The following is a 14862-nucleotide window of genomic DNA, read 5'->3' on the forward strand; positions in this document are numbered from 1 at the left end:
GTAATCCGGACCGAACTTCATGCCCCACCGGCGGATTGTCTCATACGAAACCACGATCCCGCGCTCCAGCAGCATTTCTTCGGCCAGACGCTGGCTCAAGGGGAACCTGTAGTAAAGCCAGACTGCATGGGCGATGATCTGCGGCGGGAAACGATGGCGCTTGTAGCTGACGGTCGCGGCGTTCATGCCATGGTCTATGCCGCAAATCCCTGAACGCGAGTTAAGTCAATAACGCCCTGGCCGAACTCCGCCCAGCCCAAGCCGTTCGGCAGCACGCTGGGCGGGATGATGCGAAGGAAAGTCAATCAGAAATGGCATCAATCCCGGATCCGGTGACATTCCTTCACATTACCGCCACCTCGCGATTAGGCGGCTTGGACGAACCCGCTTCGCGGGAGAGGGCTTGCACGGAGGTCATTGATCAGACGGAAGCGAGGCATCCTGGCATGATTGGCCGGACGTAGCCGCCCGCATTCACAGAGGCTTGCTTGAGGCAAGGTGTGCTGCTGCCCACACGCGCAGTGTCACTCTCAAGGAGCCTTCAATGACGCCGCTTCGACTACGCATGATGAACGACATGCAGATCCGCAACCTGTCGCTGCATACACAGGACTCGTATCTGCTGCAGGTTTCGCAGTTTGCCCGTCATTTCGCAAAGTCGCCTGACTTGCTCGGGCCGGAAGATGTCCGCACCTACCAGATCCATCTGACAAATGAGAAGAAGCTGGCGCCGGGGTCGATCAGTGTGGCCGTTTCGGCGCTCCGTTTCCTGTATCGCGTCACGCTCGGCTTCGAATGGGATTTCGATCTGATCATTCCGTGTCCCAAGGTGCCGAAGACGCTTGCCGTCATCCTCGGCCCCGAAGAGGTGCTGCATTTCCTCGGCTGCGTGGAGAGCCTGAAGCACCAGGCGATCCTGACGACATGCTACGCCGCCGGCCTGCGCATTTCGGAAGCGGTGCACCTGAGGCCGGAGGCCATCGATCGACAGCGGATGGTACTGCGGGTCGATCAGGGCAAAGGCCAGAAAGACCGCTACGTCATGTTGTCGGCCCGGCTGCTGGAGACGTTGATCGACTATTGGCGAGCCCTGCGGCCGAAGACGTGGATGTTTCCCGGTGCCTTCGAGGACGTGCCAATAACAACCGGCGCGGTCGAACTTGCTTGTCGCAAGGCGCACCGTTTGTCGAAGCTCACCAAGCCTGTAACCCCTCATTCCCTGAGACATGCCTTCGCCTGTCACCTGCTCGAGGCCGGCACTGATCTTCGCACCATCCAGCTCCTGCTCGGCCACCGCAGCCTGTCGACCACCGCGCAATACCTGCGGATCGCAACCAGCAAGGTCTGCGCGGCGACGAGCCCGCTGGAGCTGTTGCCACGGCCGGTGCCCAAGCCGGCACCAGCGCTACCGCCCGAACATTTCTGACGGCCGTCCCATTATGGGGCGATCGGGTCCGGAGGTGGCGGATGTATTCCGTCGCTATGGTGCTGCATGGCGTGAGCAGCATGGGGCGTCGCTGTCGACCGAACGGCGCGCGGCCATGACTGCCATCGAGCGCTGCCGGACGGCGGCGCTCGGCGGCCATGTCGAACAATGCGATCGCTGCGGCGAGCGACGGATCGCCTATAACAGCTGCCGGTCGCGCAACTGCCCCAAGTGCCAATCGCTCGCGCGCGCGGATTGGGTCGAAGCGCGCCGGGCGGAACTTCTCGACACGCAATATTTCCATGTCGTCTTCACCGTGCCCGACGAGATCGCGGCGATCGCCTTCCAGAATCCCGCGGCGGTCTACGACATCCTGTTCCGCGCGACCGCCGAGACGTTGCGTACCATCGCTGCGGATCCCAAGCATCTCGGCGCCCAGATCGGGTTCTTCGCAGTGCTTCACACCTGGGGGCAAAACCTCTCCCATCACCCCCACCTCCACTGCGTCGTCCCGGGCGGCGGGCTGTCGCCGGACGGGAGCCGGTGGATAGCATGCCGTCCCGGCTTCTTCCTTCCGGTGGCCGTGCTCTCGCGACTGTTTCGCCGGCTGTTCCTGGAAGAGCTGCAGAAGGCCTTCACGGCCGGCAAGCTATGCTTCTTCTCGTCATTGTCGGGGCTCAGCGACGCCGCCGCATTCCGCCGTTATCTGAACCAGGTGCGCGGCATCAACTGGGTGGTCTTCGCCAAGGCCCCCTTTGCCGGTGCCGAGCAGGTGCTGACCTATGTCGGGCGCTACACGCACCGCGTGGCGATAGCCAACAGCCGCATCGTCGACATCGAGGACGGCAAGGTCCGTTTTCGCTGGAAAGACTACCGCGACGGTGACCGGCAGAAGGTGATGACGCTGGAGGCCGGCGAGTTCATCCGACGCTTTCTGGTCCACGTTCTGCCCAACGGGTTCAAGCGCATCCGATATTACGGGCTCCTGGGCAACCGCCATCGCAAGGAGAAGCTCGCCCGCTGCCGCGACCTGCTTGGGATGACGCAAGCCGATGCACAGGCCGAACCAAAAGACAGCGCCGACTATCGCGACAAGGTCGAGAAGCTGACCGGAAGATCCCTGCGCGAGTGCCCGACCTGCCACCAGGGGCTGATGGTATGCGTCGAGGTGCTGGAGCCGGCGGCGTCAAGGACCGTGCCATTTTCGGATACGTCATGACGAGCGGCTGCACGCAACCATCGCCGGTTCGACATGCTGCCCGCCGCGGCGGGCAACGGGCACCTTGTTGCCGGACTTGCCGAATTGGCTGGTCGACACTTCGTTCTTGTCGTCCTTGCGTCTCACGACGACGCGCTTTGACGTGGACTGTTCATCATGAGGCTGCGATTGGTTACGTGCCTCGGGCAAATCAGCGCCAGCATGCGCAAGGGCGAAGCATTCAAAACCCAAAGCAGAAACGTCGCGCCCACGGCTTCGTCCAACACGTTTTTAGCTTACCGGCGCAACTAATGCCGGCGCTCGCATGGGAGCCACTCACGACAGCGCCGCCAACCTAAAAACGCTCTCAAATATGCTCACCTGACCATATTCCGGCGAACCGGGACAGATGTTTTTGTGGGTGCTCACCGCGTCGGTCGCTCGAGGCATAATAGACCGCCGCCGGCGGCGCGGCGCCGCCGAATGACTGATCGTGGCGCACATACGTCCAGATACGGCCTGTTGTGCATTTGCTCTTTGCCAACACGCGGATTGCCGTGTCGTCGCCATGAAGGCTCGGCCGCGAACACATGAGCCTCGATCAGGTTGAAGATTGGCATGAGGGCAAAGGTCCCGTGACCAACCTGAAAGGCCAGTGTCGAGGTCGGCATGTCGATGCCCTCTCACTTGACTCGCGTGCTCTGCCGGTTGAGCGGGATGTGCATACCGAACTTGTCGAAGAGGATGGTCGCCAGCAGCTGTGGGCCGATGAAGCCGCGCGGCGTGACATGGAATGGCGCCGGCGGCTGGGTGATCGCCTCGCAATCCCGGCACGTAAATTTCTCCCGGACCGTTTCAATGACTTGAAGCGGCGCAGAATCTCCTCCAGCGTTCCGGTCACGTCCTCACCCAGCTTGGACAGCCGCGATCCGCCGCAGGCAGTGGGAGGCTCGATGACGACGCGCTCGCGCTCGATATTCTCTGGCCAGGGTTTACGCACCGGCCGCTTGCGCGTGAAGGAACGCACTTTCTGGGTCTTCGCCGCCGCGGCGGCTGCGGCAAGCTCATACTCGCTCGCCGACGTCGCGAGGTCTTGGAGTTGCAAGTCCAACTGCTCGATCAGCCTTGCCGTGCGCTCGGAGCGCTGCCCGTACAGATCGCGTTTCAGCCTCTCGATGCGCAGCTCGAGATGCGCAATCAGCGGCTCGTTGTCGGACAACATGGCCTGCGCGTTGGCGGCTTTCACCTGCCAGTTCCCAGCATCTGCGACAGCCACATCGCATTCAGCCTGCAGCGTCTCACGCTCGGCAAGCAGCGCCATATAGGCGCTGGCAAGATCCGAGGGCAGATCAACCGGCTTTGAAGTCATGCGCCGTTGAATCACATTTCCTTGTTTTTCAATTAAAAATACTACAAGCCCGGATTGGGCGGTATGTTTCCTGAGGATTCCGTCCGTCTATCCCGGACAACATTTAGCTCAGTTTTGCAGGATATACTGATACTACTTCGTCATCAACTGTTGACCAGATGAAGCGACCGCACTCGATCCTTTTGTAAAGGGAGAGCGCTCTGCGCGAATACCGAGCGACACTCGACGATGCAATCCGTGATCGATTGATCGCCATGACGGCCGATTTCAAAACTGTCTGGTGCGACCCCACCTTGCCGAACCGAGAACGCAAGCGGCTCCTTGCCTATCTCGTCGAGACATCACATTGCTCAAGTTCCAGGCCGAGGGAGAGACCCGGATCCACATCCGCTTCAGAGGCGGAAGGAACGACACTTTGACCACCCAGAACCCGAAATCCTCCGCACAGCAGGTAAAGACCCGGCCCGAGATAGTCGATTGCGGAAAAGTTCATCCATCACTCTTTGACCACAGTCATAAGAACTCTGCTATAGGAAAATCTTGTAACTTTGAACGGCGGGACCTCCCTTTTCATCATAAGAGAGATTTGAGCTGAAAGGAAGGGTCGCTCAGTGACGATGGTTCTACTCTCATACGACGCCCAATAAGAATGTCAGATACCCGAATATCTTTAGCGATCGAACCGAGACTTCCGAAGCCGCATGCCCCAATCAAGCGATTTTCGCGATTTAGGTGAAATGACATGTAGGCGTTTTGGGTTGCTCGTTGTACTTCCCTTGCCGCCATGGTCGGGATCCCGGCGATCTGCAAACTGCAGTCGAACTGATCTGACCAGAACCAGGGTACTGCGCTGTAGGTGATCGCAGCTCCCATCATATTCTTGGCCGCGACCTCCCCCTGGAGCCGAGCATTGTTCCAGGCCTCAAGCCGAAAACGCTGGTTTTCGAATAAAGAATGGGGAAATGAACAGCAATCGCCTGCGGCAAAGATATCCCCCTTTGACGTCTGCAGCCGTTCATTAACGACAATGCCATTGTCTATTCTTAGACCTGCCGCCTCCGCGAGAGCGACGTTTGGAATCGCCCCAATGCCAGCGATCACGAGATCTGCGCCGAACGGGCCGTCGCCTTCGGTTTGGGCAAGGGTTTGGCCTTCGTTGTGCTGGATTTGAGTAACTCTGACCCCACAGATTATTTGAACTCCTTCCTTGATGTGGCGATCGACGATCAGCGCTGCGACCTGTTCTGGAACCCCACGCGTGAGAATCCTGGCGCCTGCTTCCAAAATGGTAACATCTTTACCATTGCTGGCTGCAGTCGCCGCAATTTCCAAGCCGATAAAGCCGCCACCGAGGACAATTATCTTCCGAGCTCCAGCAAGAGCTTCTCTGAGCCGAAGGGCGTCGTCAAACGTGCGGAGCGTGAAAACCCTGGCCTTGCCTGCCAGCGGAACTGGCAGCGTGCGTGGCTCGGCACCGAGGGCCAGCAAAAGCTTTGAGTATCCGACCGAGCCTCCTGTTTTCAGGGCGATAAGATGCTCATCTGGCAAAATCCTGGCAACATGGTTGCGCACAAGAGTGATGTTGGCTCTGACAAAGTCAGGCCCGGTGAACAAGAACACTGGCTGAAAGTTGTCGGCCAGCAGTTCCTTCGACAGCGGGGGCCGCTCATAGGGTAAATGAACTTCATCGCCAATCAGTGTGATAGAGCCTTGCCAGCCGGCATTACGCAGCTCAAACGCTGCGGCAACGCCGCTCTGACCGGCCCCAACTATCACCATCCCGCTGTCTGCCACTCTAGGCTCCAGTTGCTACGGGCGCAGTCTCGTCGACCGCGGCCGTCCACAGATCCTCAATAGCCGCCTTGAGCGTGAGCGCCTCCTCCCAGCGATTCGTCGTGTCGTTTCCGTCTCGCCCGGTAATTGAGTAGGGCTTCGGGCCTAGTTCGCAGGTGAAACACAGTGTCGCATCGGGCTCGGCGCGTCTGCGCCAGCTCAGGACACCGTACCGCCACCAGTCGAGGAAGAGATCCAACCACATCCGGTGGTGCGGGAAAGATATCTCGATCTGCACCTGCTCTCGGGAAGCGACCCTGCCGTGCAAGGCCCAACTGTTGTCGAGGACCCGATGGATCATTTCATGGTGTTCTGCGGAAACAGGCCAGGCAAATTCCCGCCCTACCAGAAAGTGCGAGAGATCGGCCAACAGAGGCAAGTCGGGCATTTGATCCAGCAGGTCGAGCACGAAGTAAAGGTCGGTCGTCATCCTGTCGCGATGAGTTTCGATCAGAACGGGAAAATCGACCTGCTCTGCAAGCCGCCTCCATCCTTCGATGAGGCGGAGCCCCCCCGTGACGGTCCTCGGCCGGACGTCCGGCTGCAAGTCAAGGTGATGGATACCCATTTCTGTCGCCAGTTCTAGGCATGGCTTTAGGTCATCGACGGTAGCGGGAAAGCACATCCCTTCTATGACCATCCCTTGCCCCCGCACGCAATCGATGATCCGTCTGACAGCGGCAGTGTTGACACATGACGTGCTTATGCCTGCATACCCGGCGCTCGCTATCATGGCGATGTTCGCCTCCAGTGAGCGCTCCGATTCTTGGGTATGCCGGCGCTCCATCGCCCATAGTGACTGAAGTACCGCCAATTTCTGTGCCATGCTCCCTCCTTGGATGTCTTCGAGCCTCAGCGTGTAGGTGATCATCTGGTCGATCTGGATCTCGCCGTCCATGTACCGTCAACGATCTTCGGCACGTCGGTGCGGCCGCGCGCGCCGCCGAAGGCGGTGCCCATCCAGGTGCGGCCGGTGACCAGTTGGAACGGCCGCGTCGCAATCTCCTGGCCGGCGCCGGCGGCGCCGATGATGACCGACTTGCCCCAGCCGCGATGCGCGGCATCTATTGCCTGGCGCATCACCGTGGTTTTGCCGGTGCTATCGAACGTGTAGTCGGCGCCGCGCTTGGTCATGTTGACGAGGTAAGGCACAATATCGCCGTCGATCTCCTTCGGATTGACGAAATGCGTCATGCCGAACTTCTCGCCCCAGGCCTTCGTTGTTCAAGTCGACACCGATGATCATGTCGGCGCTGGCAAGTTTTAATCCCTGGATGACATTCAGCCCGATGCCGCCGAGGCCGAAGACGACGGCGGTCGCGCCTTGCTCGACCTTGGCGGCGCTGATCACGGCACCGATGCCGGTGGTGACGCAGCAGCCGATGTAGCAGATCTTGTCGAAGGGGGCGCCGGGATTGACCTTGGCCACCGCGATCTCGGGCAGCATCGACCACCAAGCCGGCGCCTTAATGACCGAGAATGGCCGGAAACAGGCCTTCGGGATCAGCGCCCCCGACAGGGTGAATTCATCGGTATGGCAGATGCCGGCTGCCTTGATCTCGTCCACCACCTCGCCCTCGCGCGGACTGTCGAGATCGATCTCCATGACTTCCAGCGGCTTTCCGGCGGCGACAGCAACGGCGGCGCAAACGTCCATCGTGACCTCACGTTTAGGAAACAGGTGATCGAAAGGCGGGCCGATTCAGGGCCCTGCTAGACGACAGCGACCGATCCGCTTCGGTCGCTGTTTGTGTGGTCAGGAAGACTGGCCTTCGCTCTGCGCCTTCTGCTGACGGCTTATGACGCGGCGGTTCATCTTCTCCATAGCCTCGGGGCTGCCGTCGTTAAACGTTCCGAACCAAGCGTCGACGTTCATTATACCACCCACACTATAGTTGCACTCGAAATAGCGGTGATGAAGATAGTGGTAGTAGTCTTCCATCGGAATCTCGATGCCGTCCTTGATAATCAACTTCTCAAAGCCGGCGTGGCCTTTAGCTGTCGAAAGGCTGTTAATCATCAAATTCAACATGGCATGGATCGGATGCGAGGGAACGATCCAGTGGATCAGGACACCAGAAAAATAGAGGATGAGTTCGACTGGATGCATTGACAGGCCCGACCACGGGCCGACGTTGACATTCGCGTGATGAACAGAATGCACCCACCGGTACAGGAATGGCCAGTGGATTGGCCGGTGAATGAGGTAAAAGTGAACACCCAGGAATAACGGCGTCACAAACAAAACTGCCAAGAAGTAGACTGGATGCTCGCTCAACGACACGTAGGGGATATATCCGTTTGCGAACATCCACCACGTCAGGACCTCATAGGCAGTCCAGACCGGTACCGCACTGGTAAAGGTCCAGAATAAATTATCTAAAAGCTGATTTTTGAACAGGAAGTTCGGATTATTTCTGGCGAGCCAGCGGCCATTATACTTGCGATCGAAACCCTGGACCTTTTTGACATAAAGAGGAACATGCAGGCAGCTGACAAATACGATTAGAAGCGTGCAATTGCGCGCGAATATGAAAGCGATCCAGTCCCAGCGGAACGTCTTCATCGTTGCCATGCTTGGCGTCAGGTAGACCATAACAACGACGGAAACCGCTAGGTAGAACAGATTCCACGGTACGAGATAGTGGTACAACCATTTCACGATTCCAAGCGGGCGGATCGGCCACAATTTCGGCGGCCCTTGCAAGAAATGAACAGGCTGCCATTCGGTCCGGCGCTCCTTGTCTGCAGTTCTCCCCTTGTTTCGATTTGGCGCGATATCGTTCGTCTCCATTGTTACTCCACCTTCATTTTGTCTAGCTCTAGCGGACACCCGATGTAGACGCGCCCCCCTTCAACTTTGACCGGATGAGTTGTGAGATTAACGCAGACCGGCGGGCCCTTTATTCGGCCCGTCACATAGCTGAAACGGCCCATATGTTTGGGGCACTCGATTTCATCTCCCATGACCAAACCATCGGCGAGATGCACCCGTTCATGGGTGCAAAGTCCGTCGGTTGCGTAATACCGGTCGTCAGCAGACCGATAGACCGCATAAGTTTTACCGGCGTGATCGAATCGGATGACACCCCCTTGCTCAATGTCGTCCACGCTGCAGACGTCGGTCCAATTTTCCTGCATCAACACGTTCGGAAATCTCCAAGCAAATCTGATCGGCCAAGCAGCACCATAGGAAACGTGCTCACGAATACATGGGCGTTATTCAAGACGCCGTAATATGAAGACCAAGTCGCGCGAAACGGCTTGTTTATGCTGTTGGACTTGTACAATACTATAGGATTCCGCGCGGCTCGTGCGACAGGGCACGTATCTGATGGGCAATTGCCGGAGGCCGAAGGGGCGCCCGCACATGCCGGCGACGGTCCAGTTACGGCGAGCCAGGCGAGGACCAAAGGGTAGATACTGCGCATTCGTCGTTGATCTCGTTGGGTCGGCCCGGGTGGCATTTGCCACGGCGAAGCACCTCAACGTTGGTGCTTATGCCTAAGGAGATCAAATGAAATAAATCATTCCGATGCATTCCTACTCGGAATGCAAGGTCGGATGGAATGGCCTTCCAAGTCTACCTCGTAGAGTTCCGCCTCTCTCGGTAAGAGCCCGAGGCCCGATACCCGGTCGGGTCTGCTGATCCGATCGGAACATTCAATGTCTCATCGATGTTATGATTTCGCATTTTTCATTGCTCTTGAGGCATTCGAAGCCTTTTCATCTTTCGTTTGGCTTGCAGCTTCTGAGTTGAATTTGACACCGGGAGAGATTAGGCTGAATATATCATAGAAGGATGTGCTCTCCGAAAGAGACGACGAAAGCAAAGATTGCGCCGGCTGCGTCACCGTTTTGGACTGGGCAGCGTGACGAGCATGAAAGCGCGAAATCGGCTCGCTCCGTGGTGCTTCAGTATTCTCGTAAGAGAGGGCTCCGCGTGGTGGCGGTCGGGCGCGGCGAGGATATCGCCGCGGATGCGAGAAAGATCGGCGCCTATCGCTACATCGACGCCAACAAGGAAAACGCGGCCGACGTGCTGAACGGCATGGGTGGCGCGAAGGCCATCCGTGCGACGAGCGGCAATTCAGCGGCCATCGCCGCGCCGATGCATGCGCTTGCGCCGGGGGGCGTCTGATCGTACTCAGCGTCGGCAAGGATCCGCTACCGGTCTTGAGGGGATATCTGGTGGGCGCCGAACGTGGCATTATCGGCTCGATTACGGGGTCACCATTCGAAAACGAGAAGACGCTGGATTTCGGCGTCATGACGGGAGCGCGACCGATGATCGAAACCATGCCGCTGGAGCGAGCCGCCGAAGCGGTCCAAAAAATGAGGTCTGACGACGCGAAGTTTCGGATAGTCCTGACGATGGGAGACCAATCCAATGCGCATCAATGATGATCTGACGAAACCGGTAATCGTGCACGCTGCCAGGCTCGACTGGATACAAAGTCCAGCCGCGGGCGTCGATCGCCGCATGATCTATCGCGTTGGCGGCGAAGTTGCTCGGGCGACTTCCATCGTTCGCTACGCTCCCGGGAGTGCCTTTCCGCGCCATGTCCATGCCGGCGGCGAAGAAATTCTCGTGCTGGAGGGAACCTTCCAGGACGAGCATGGTGACTATCCGGCGGGAAGCTATTTCCGCAACCCGCCAGGCACCTCGCATGTGCCAGCGGCGGCAGTCGGTTGCACGATCTTCGTCCGTCTTTGGCAGTTCCGGAAGGGCGACGACGTGCAGATCGTCCGCCGGCCTGGCGAGGGTGAAGCAGCAGCGCTGCGCGAGGGCGCCAAAGAAGCGCGTGTCCTGTTCGACGACGGTGAGGAGCAAGTCTCAACTGAAGTCTGGCGGGCCGGCTCCGCCATGAAGGTCGAAAATCACCGGGGTCTCGAGTTCCTTGTGCTGTCGGGCGACCTCACCGTTGGCGGCGAGAAATTGGAACCGCAAAGTTGGGGTCGCTTGCCTGCGGGCAAGCCGCTCGAGGCGATGACTGGGCCGAACGGCGCTCAGATCTGGATCAAGGACGGTCCCCTTCAGCACGCCGACGTGTTGCCGATGCCAGGTTGATGCCTGCGACGGGGATGTTCATGCGCTGGAAGGTCACCGTTATGGCTGCATTTCGGAACTGAATTTGAGCAATCGCCGGCAAGGGATTAGCGTCCCATTTCCCGCGCAAGCTTCAGGAAACCGTCGATGTAGGAGGTCGTCTCCTCGCCGCGCCGCACACCCAGGTTGATGCTCTTCCGGATGCCGCTGTCTCCCAGGCGCAGTGCTCGTATCGGCAGTCCGGATGCATCCTCCTGCAGGAGCCAATCGGGAAGAACTGTCACGCCCCTGCCCGCACATACCAGTTGCAGCATCAGATCGATGGTTTCGGCAGTGCGATGCTGACGGGGTCTGCAGTTCGCTGGAACAAGGAAGCGGGTGTAGATGTCCAGGCGCTCCAGCGTGACGGGCACCGTAATCAACTCTTCGTCCAGAAGGTCCTGCGGCTGCACGCCTGCTCGGCCGGCGAGTGGATGCGCCTCGTGCACCATGAGCACCAGCTCGTAATCAAAAACGGGAGTGAACAGTAACTCCGGCGTCTCCACGGGGTCCGGCGTTATCAAAAGGTCGATCTCGAAACCCAGCAGCGCTTCAACCCCGTCGAAACGGAAGGCGGTGCGCACGTCGAAGTCGACGTCGGGCCATTGTGTCAAATAGGGAGTTGCAATTCTCGTCAGCCACCGCTGGCAGGGATGGCATTCCATGCCGACGCGAAGCGCGCCCCTCCTCCCCAGCGCGAAGTCCATCAGGACCCGCTGCGCATGCTCCATCTGCGGCAAGACGCGCTCGGCAACGGTCAGCAGGTACTCGCCCGCCTGCGTTAACCGCAGGCCCCGTCCCGTCTTCATCCAGATCTTGATGCCGTGCCGTTCCTCGAACTTGGCGATTGTGTGGCTCAAGGCCGACTGGGTGACGTTCAGCTTTTCCGCTGCCGCGGTGACGCTTCCCCGACGGCTTACTTCTCTCAGGATCGCAAGGTGCTGCCGATCGATCATTATGATTTATTCTCATGAGTAAATGAAATCATACCATTTCCGCTCATAATGCAATGCCGTTAACCTTCCGTCAATCAGGCCGTCAGGGCCGAGCCAGGATCAAGGAAGGAACCGCTGTGACAAAGCTCGCACTTGCCCATCAACTCCGCTCGGAGCATGCGCGGGCCGCGTCGATTTTCGACGAGGTTATCGACCGCAAGAACAGCAACTCCATGAAATGGGCCTGTGCCAGCAAGCTTCTGGCGCCGGACGAAGCTGCGGCCGATCCCTTGCCAATGTGGGTGGCCGACACCGATTTCAAGGCGCCTCAAGCTGTCATCGACGCGCTCCATGCGGCGGTCGACCATGGCGTCTTCGGCTATCCAGGCGGCGCGACCGCATCCTACGTTGATGCGGTCGTCGGCTGGCAGCAGCGACGTTTCGGTTGGGACGTCGCCAAGGAATGGATCCTGCAGACCTCCGGCATCATCACCACGCTGAAGACCGCGGTGCAGGCCTTCTCAGCGCCGGGCGACACCGTTTTGATCCAGCCGCCGGTCTATGCGCATTTCCACAACGATGTCCTGTTGAACGGGCGTCACCTGGCCTATGCGCCGCTCGAATTCACCGGCGATGGCTATCGCTTCAACGAGCAGACTTTCGAGGCTGCCATCCGCGGCAACACGAAGATCTTTATCCTGAGCCATCCACATAATCCGACCGGAAACGTCTGGTCCGAAAGTGAACTGCGGACGATGGGCGAAATCTGCGCCCGCCACGGTGTTCTGGTCATTTCCGATGAGATCCACGAGGATCTCATTCTCGATCCGACCAAGAAGCACATCCCGTTCGCCTCGCTCGGCGAAGAGTTCGCCCAAAACAGCATCACCTGCACGGCGCCGAGCAAGACATTCAACCTGCCCGGCCTGCAGAGCGCCAATGTGTTCGTCCCGAACACTAGATTGCGGGAAGAGCTGCGCCGACAGTACGAGCGCAACGTCTTCGAGTTGGTCAACGTGTTGGGGATGGTTGCCGCCGAAGCCGCCTACGCGCATGGCGAGCCGTGGCTCCAGGACATGCTGGCCTATCTGCGGGCCAATCACGCGCACTTCGCCAAGGCGATCAACGATGCGGATCCGCGCCTGAAGGTCCTTCCGACCGATTCCCTCTACCTGGCGTGGATAGATTGCCGCGGCCTCGGAATGGATGCCGAAGCCCTGAACAGATTCATGCTGACCAAGGCGCGCGTTTGGCTCGACAAGGGTCAGAAGTTCGGGATTGAGGGGCACGGGTTCATGCGCGTCAACCTCGGCTGCCCGCGCTCGGTCGTCGACGAGGCGATCGGGCGCATAACCGGCGCCGTCGCCGAGGTTTAAGGACGAGCCGATGTCTCAAACGATTGAAGGGCGCCTGGTTGAACTCGGGATCGAATTGCCGGCAGCGGCAAAGTCCGTAGCGAATTACCTCCCAGTGGCGCAAGCCGGAAGCATCGTTCTAACGTCGGGCCAGTTGCCGCTCGCCGGAGGCAAATTGCTGGCAGCGGGCCGGCTCGGAAGCGAGCTTGAGACTGGAGCGGGGGCGCTTGCCGCGAAACAGTGCGCGTTGAACATCCTCGCCCAGGCAAAGACCTGTCTGGGCAGCCTCGAGAGGATCGCCAGGATCGTCAAGATCACAGTCTTCGTCGCCTCGAACGCCGATTTCACGGAACAACATCTCGTCGCCAACGGCGCGTCCGATCTTCTCGTCGCTGTCTTTGGCGAGAAGGGCAAGCACGCCCGCTCCGCCGTCGGTGTGGCGGCACTTCCGATGAACGCGCCGGTCGAAATCGAAGCCATCATCGAGATCACTCCAGAACAATAGGCGCCTTCGGTCCTGGCCGAACACGCCAAAGAAGTGGGAACTCAACCGATCCGAGTGGCGGACAATTCGGCAAAAAAGCCACCGCTGCCGGATCACAAACCGGGAGAATGAAAATGAAAATGACGATCGCTCTTGTCACGCTTGCAGCGGCAACGCTGACAGCCGGTATCGCTTCGGCCGGCACGATGGCCGACGTTCAATCGCGCGGTAAGCTGAACTGTGGGGTGACTGGCGGCCAGGCCGGCTTCTCCGCTCCGGACGCGTCTGGAGCATGGCACGGCATGGACGTGGACTACTGCCGGGCTGTCGCGGCTGCGGTCCTGAAAGATCCCAACGCGGTCACCTTCGTGCCCACGACGGGGCAAACGCGGTTCACGGCCCTCGCCTCCGGCGAGATCGACATTTTGTCCCGCACGACGACCTGGACGTTTTCGCGCGATGTGGACCTGAAGTTCACTTTCGCCGGTGTGAACTACTATGACGGACAGGCCTTCATGGTGCCGAAATCTCTCGGTGCGAAGAGCGCCGAGGATCTGAACGGGGCCACCGTTTGCATTCAGACCGGGACCACCACCGAGCTGAACCTTGCGGAATATTTCCGCAAGAACAACATGAAGTATGACCCGGTTCCCGTCGAGAACAACGGGGACGTCCAGCAGAAATACCTGGCCGGTGCTTGCGATGTGATTACAAGCGACGGGTCCGATCTTGCGTCAACCCGCTCGAGCTTCAAGAACCCACAGGATCACATCATCCTTCCGGAAGTCATTTCGAAGGAACCGTTGGGTCCGCTTGTCCGCCAGGGCGACGATCAATGGGCGGACGTGGCGCGCTGGACCTTGAATGCGCTTCTCGCGGCTGAGGAGCTCGGCATAACATCCGAGAACGTGGAGAAGCTTTCCGCGGGCACGGACAACCCGGAAGTCAATCGCCTGCTCGGTAAAGAGGACAAGCTTGGCGAAATGCTGGGGCTGGATCCTGCCTGGGCTAAAAGGGCAATCGCGTCCGTTGGCAACTACGGCGAAATCTTCGCCAGGAACGTTGGCGACAAGACGCCGATCGGATTGGCCCGCGGACAGAACGCGCTGTGGACGCAAGGCGGCCTGATGTATCCGCTGCCCTTCCGCTGAAAACGCCTCAAGGCGCGGGCTT

General features: G+C 59.2%; 17 protein-coding genes and 2 pseudogenes. 8 read left to right on the forward strand and 11 right to left on the reverse strand.

What is annotated here, in order from left to right; all coding sequences use genetic code 11:
* Positions 1-186, reverse strand: a pseudogene (locus RFM68_RS29190) (IS6 family transposase); the annotation flags it as partial.
* A 358-nt stretch (positions 187-544) separates the two neighbouring features.
* Here RFM68_RS29190 and RFM68_RS29195 point away from each other — a divergent pair.
* Both RFM68_RS29195 and RFM68_RS29200 read left to right on the forward strand, forming a co-directional pair.
* Positions 545-1426: a site-specific integrase gene (locus RFM68_RS29195; protein WP_128314742.1), complete on the forward strand. Its 882-nt coding sequence runs from the start codon at positions 545-547 to the stop codon at positions 1424-1426.
* Positions 1427-1439: 13 nt separating this feature from the next.
* Entirely contained in the window at positions 1440-2645 is a 1206-nt protein-coding gene (locus RFM68_RS29200; RefSeq protein ID WP_320236470.1) for an IS91 family transposase, read from the forward strand.
* Here RFM68_RS29200 and RFM68_RS29205 read toward each other — a convergent pair.
* From RFM68_RS29205 to RFM68_RS29240, 9 genes and pseudogenes are all read right to left on the reverse strand, one after another.
* Positions 2640-2771: a hypothetical protein gene (locus RFM68_RS29205; protein WP_320236471.1), complete on the reverse strand. Its 132-nt coding sequence runs from the start codon at positions 2769-2771 to the stop codon at positions 2640-2642. The two genes, RFM68_RS29200 and RFM68_RS29205, sit on opposite strands and share 6 nt — an antisense overlap.
* A 220-nt stretch (positions 2772-2991) precedes the next feature.
* The gene (locus RFM68_RS33700) at positions 2992-3216 is read right to left on the reverse strand and encodes an IS66 family transposase (RefSeq protein WP_430694970.1); all 225 of its coding nucleotides are present in this window, start codon (positions 3214-3216) and stop codon (positions 2992-2994) included.
* Between the two features lie 9 nt (positions 3217-3225).
* Positions 3226-3993, reverse strand: a complete 768-nt coding sequence (locus RFM68_RS29210; RefSeq protein ID WP_430694971.1) for an IS66 family transposase — start codon at positions 3991-3993, stop codon at positions 3226-3228.
* 325 nt (positions 3994-4318) lie between these two features.
* Positions 4319-4486: a hypothetical protein gene (locus RFM68_RS29215; RefSeq protein ID WP_320236472.1), complete on the reverse strand. Its 168-nt coding sequence runs from the start codon at positions 4484-4486 to the stop codon at positions 4319-4321.
* Between the two features lie 80 nt (positions 4487-4566).
* Complete coding sequence (locus RFM68_RS29220) at positions 4567-5787, reverse strand: NAD(P)/FAD-dependent oxidoreductase (protein ID WP_320236473.1); 1221 nt, start codon at positions 5785-5787, stop codon at positions 4567-4569.
* Between the two features lies 1 nt (position 5788).
* Complete coding sequence (locus RFM68_RS29225) at positions 5789-6652, reverse strand: sugar phosphate isomerase/epimerase family protein (RefSeq protein WP_320236528.1); 864 nt, start codon at positions 6650-6652, stop codon at positions 5789-5791.
* A 3-nt stretch (positions 6653-6655) separates the two neighbouring features.
* A pseudogene (locus tag RFM68_RS29230) lies at positions 6656-7483 on the reverse strand (zinc-binding dehydrogenase); the annotation flags it as partial.
* Positions 7484-7582: 99 nt separating this feature from the next.
* Entirely contained in the window at positions 7583-8620 is a 1038-nt protein-coding gene (locus tag RFM68_RS29235) for a sterol desaturase family protein (protein WP_320236474.1), read from the reverse strand.
* 2 nt (positions 8621-8622) lie between these two features.
* Entirely contained in the window at positions 8623-8967 is a 345-nt protein-coding gene (locus RFM68_RS29240) for a MocE family 2Fe-2S type ferredoxin (RefSeq protein ID WP_320236529.1), read from the reverse strand.
* A gap of 802 nt (positions 8968-9769) precedes the next feature.
* On the opposite strand from RFM68_RS29240, the gene RFM68_RS29245 reads away from it, so the two are divergent.
* Genes RFM68_RS29245 through RFM68_RS29255 form a run of 3 tightly spaced genes read left to right on the forward strand, consistent with a single transcriptional unit; the run spans position 9770 to position 10897 of the window.
* The gene (locus RFM68_RS29245) at positions 9770-9967 is read left to right on the forward strand and encodes a hypothetical protein (RefSeq protein ID WP_320236475.1); all 198 of its coding nucleotides are present in this window, start codon (positions 9770-9772) and stop codon (positions 9965-9967) included.
* Positions 9968-10017: 50 nt separating this feature from the next.
* Positions 10018-10230, forward strand: coding sequence for a hypothetical protein (locus tag RFM68_RS29250; protein WP_320236476.1), 213 nt, complete (start codon positions 10018-10020; stop codon positions 10228-10230).
* Entirely contained in the window at positions 10217-10897 is a 681-nt protein-coding gene (locus RFM68_RS29255; protein ID WP_320236477.1) for a cupin domain-containing protein, read from the forward strand. The genes RFM68_RS29250 and RFM68_RS29255 overlap by 14 nt, the downstream gene beginning before the upstream one ends.
* An 86-nt stretch (positions 10898-10983) precedes the next feature.
* Here the strand turns inward: RFM68_RS29255 and RFM68_RS29260 are convergent, their stop codons facing one another.
* Positions 10984-11871: a LysR family transcriptional regulator gene (locus tag RFM68_RS29260; protein ID WP_320236478.1), complete on the reverse strand. Its 888-nt coding sequence runs from the start codon at positions 11869-11871 to the stop codon at positions 10984-10986.
* 116 nt (positions 11872-11987) lie between these two features.
* On the opposite strand from RFM68_RS29260, the gene RFM68_RS29265 reads away from it, so the two are divergent.
* The 3 genes from RFM68_RS29265 to RFM68_RS29275 all read left to right on the forward strand — a co-directional run bounded on the left by RFM68_RS29265 (position 11988) and on the right by RFM68_RS29275 (position 14840).
* Positions 11988-13226: a MalY/PatB family protein gene (locus RFM68_RS29265; protein WP_320236479.1), complete on the forward strand. Its 1239-nt coding sequence runs from the start codon at positions 11988-11990 to the stop codon at positions 13224-13226.
* Positions 13227-13236: 10 nt separating this feature from the next.
* Entirely contained in the window at positions 13237-13710 is a 474-nt protein-coding gene (locus RFM68_RS29270; protein WP_320236480.1) for a RidA family protein, read from the forward strand.
* Between the two features lie 113 nt (positions 13711-13823).
* On the forward strand, positions 13824-14840 hold the full coding sequence (locus RFM68_RS29275; protein WP_320236481.1) for an amino acid ABC transporter substrate-binding protein: 1017 nt from the start codon (positions 13824-13826) through the stop codon (positions 14838-14840).
* Positions 14841-14862: the final 22 nt, after the last annotated feature.

This window comes from Mesorhizobium montanum, from assembly GCF_033977145.1.
GTDB classification, from domain to species: Bacteria; Pseudomonadota; Alphaproteobacteria; order Rhizobiales; family Rhizobiaceae; genus Mesorhizobium; species Mesorhizobium montanum.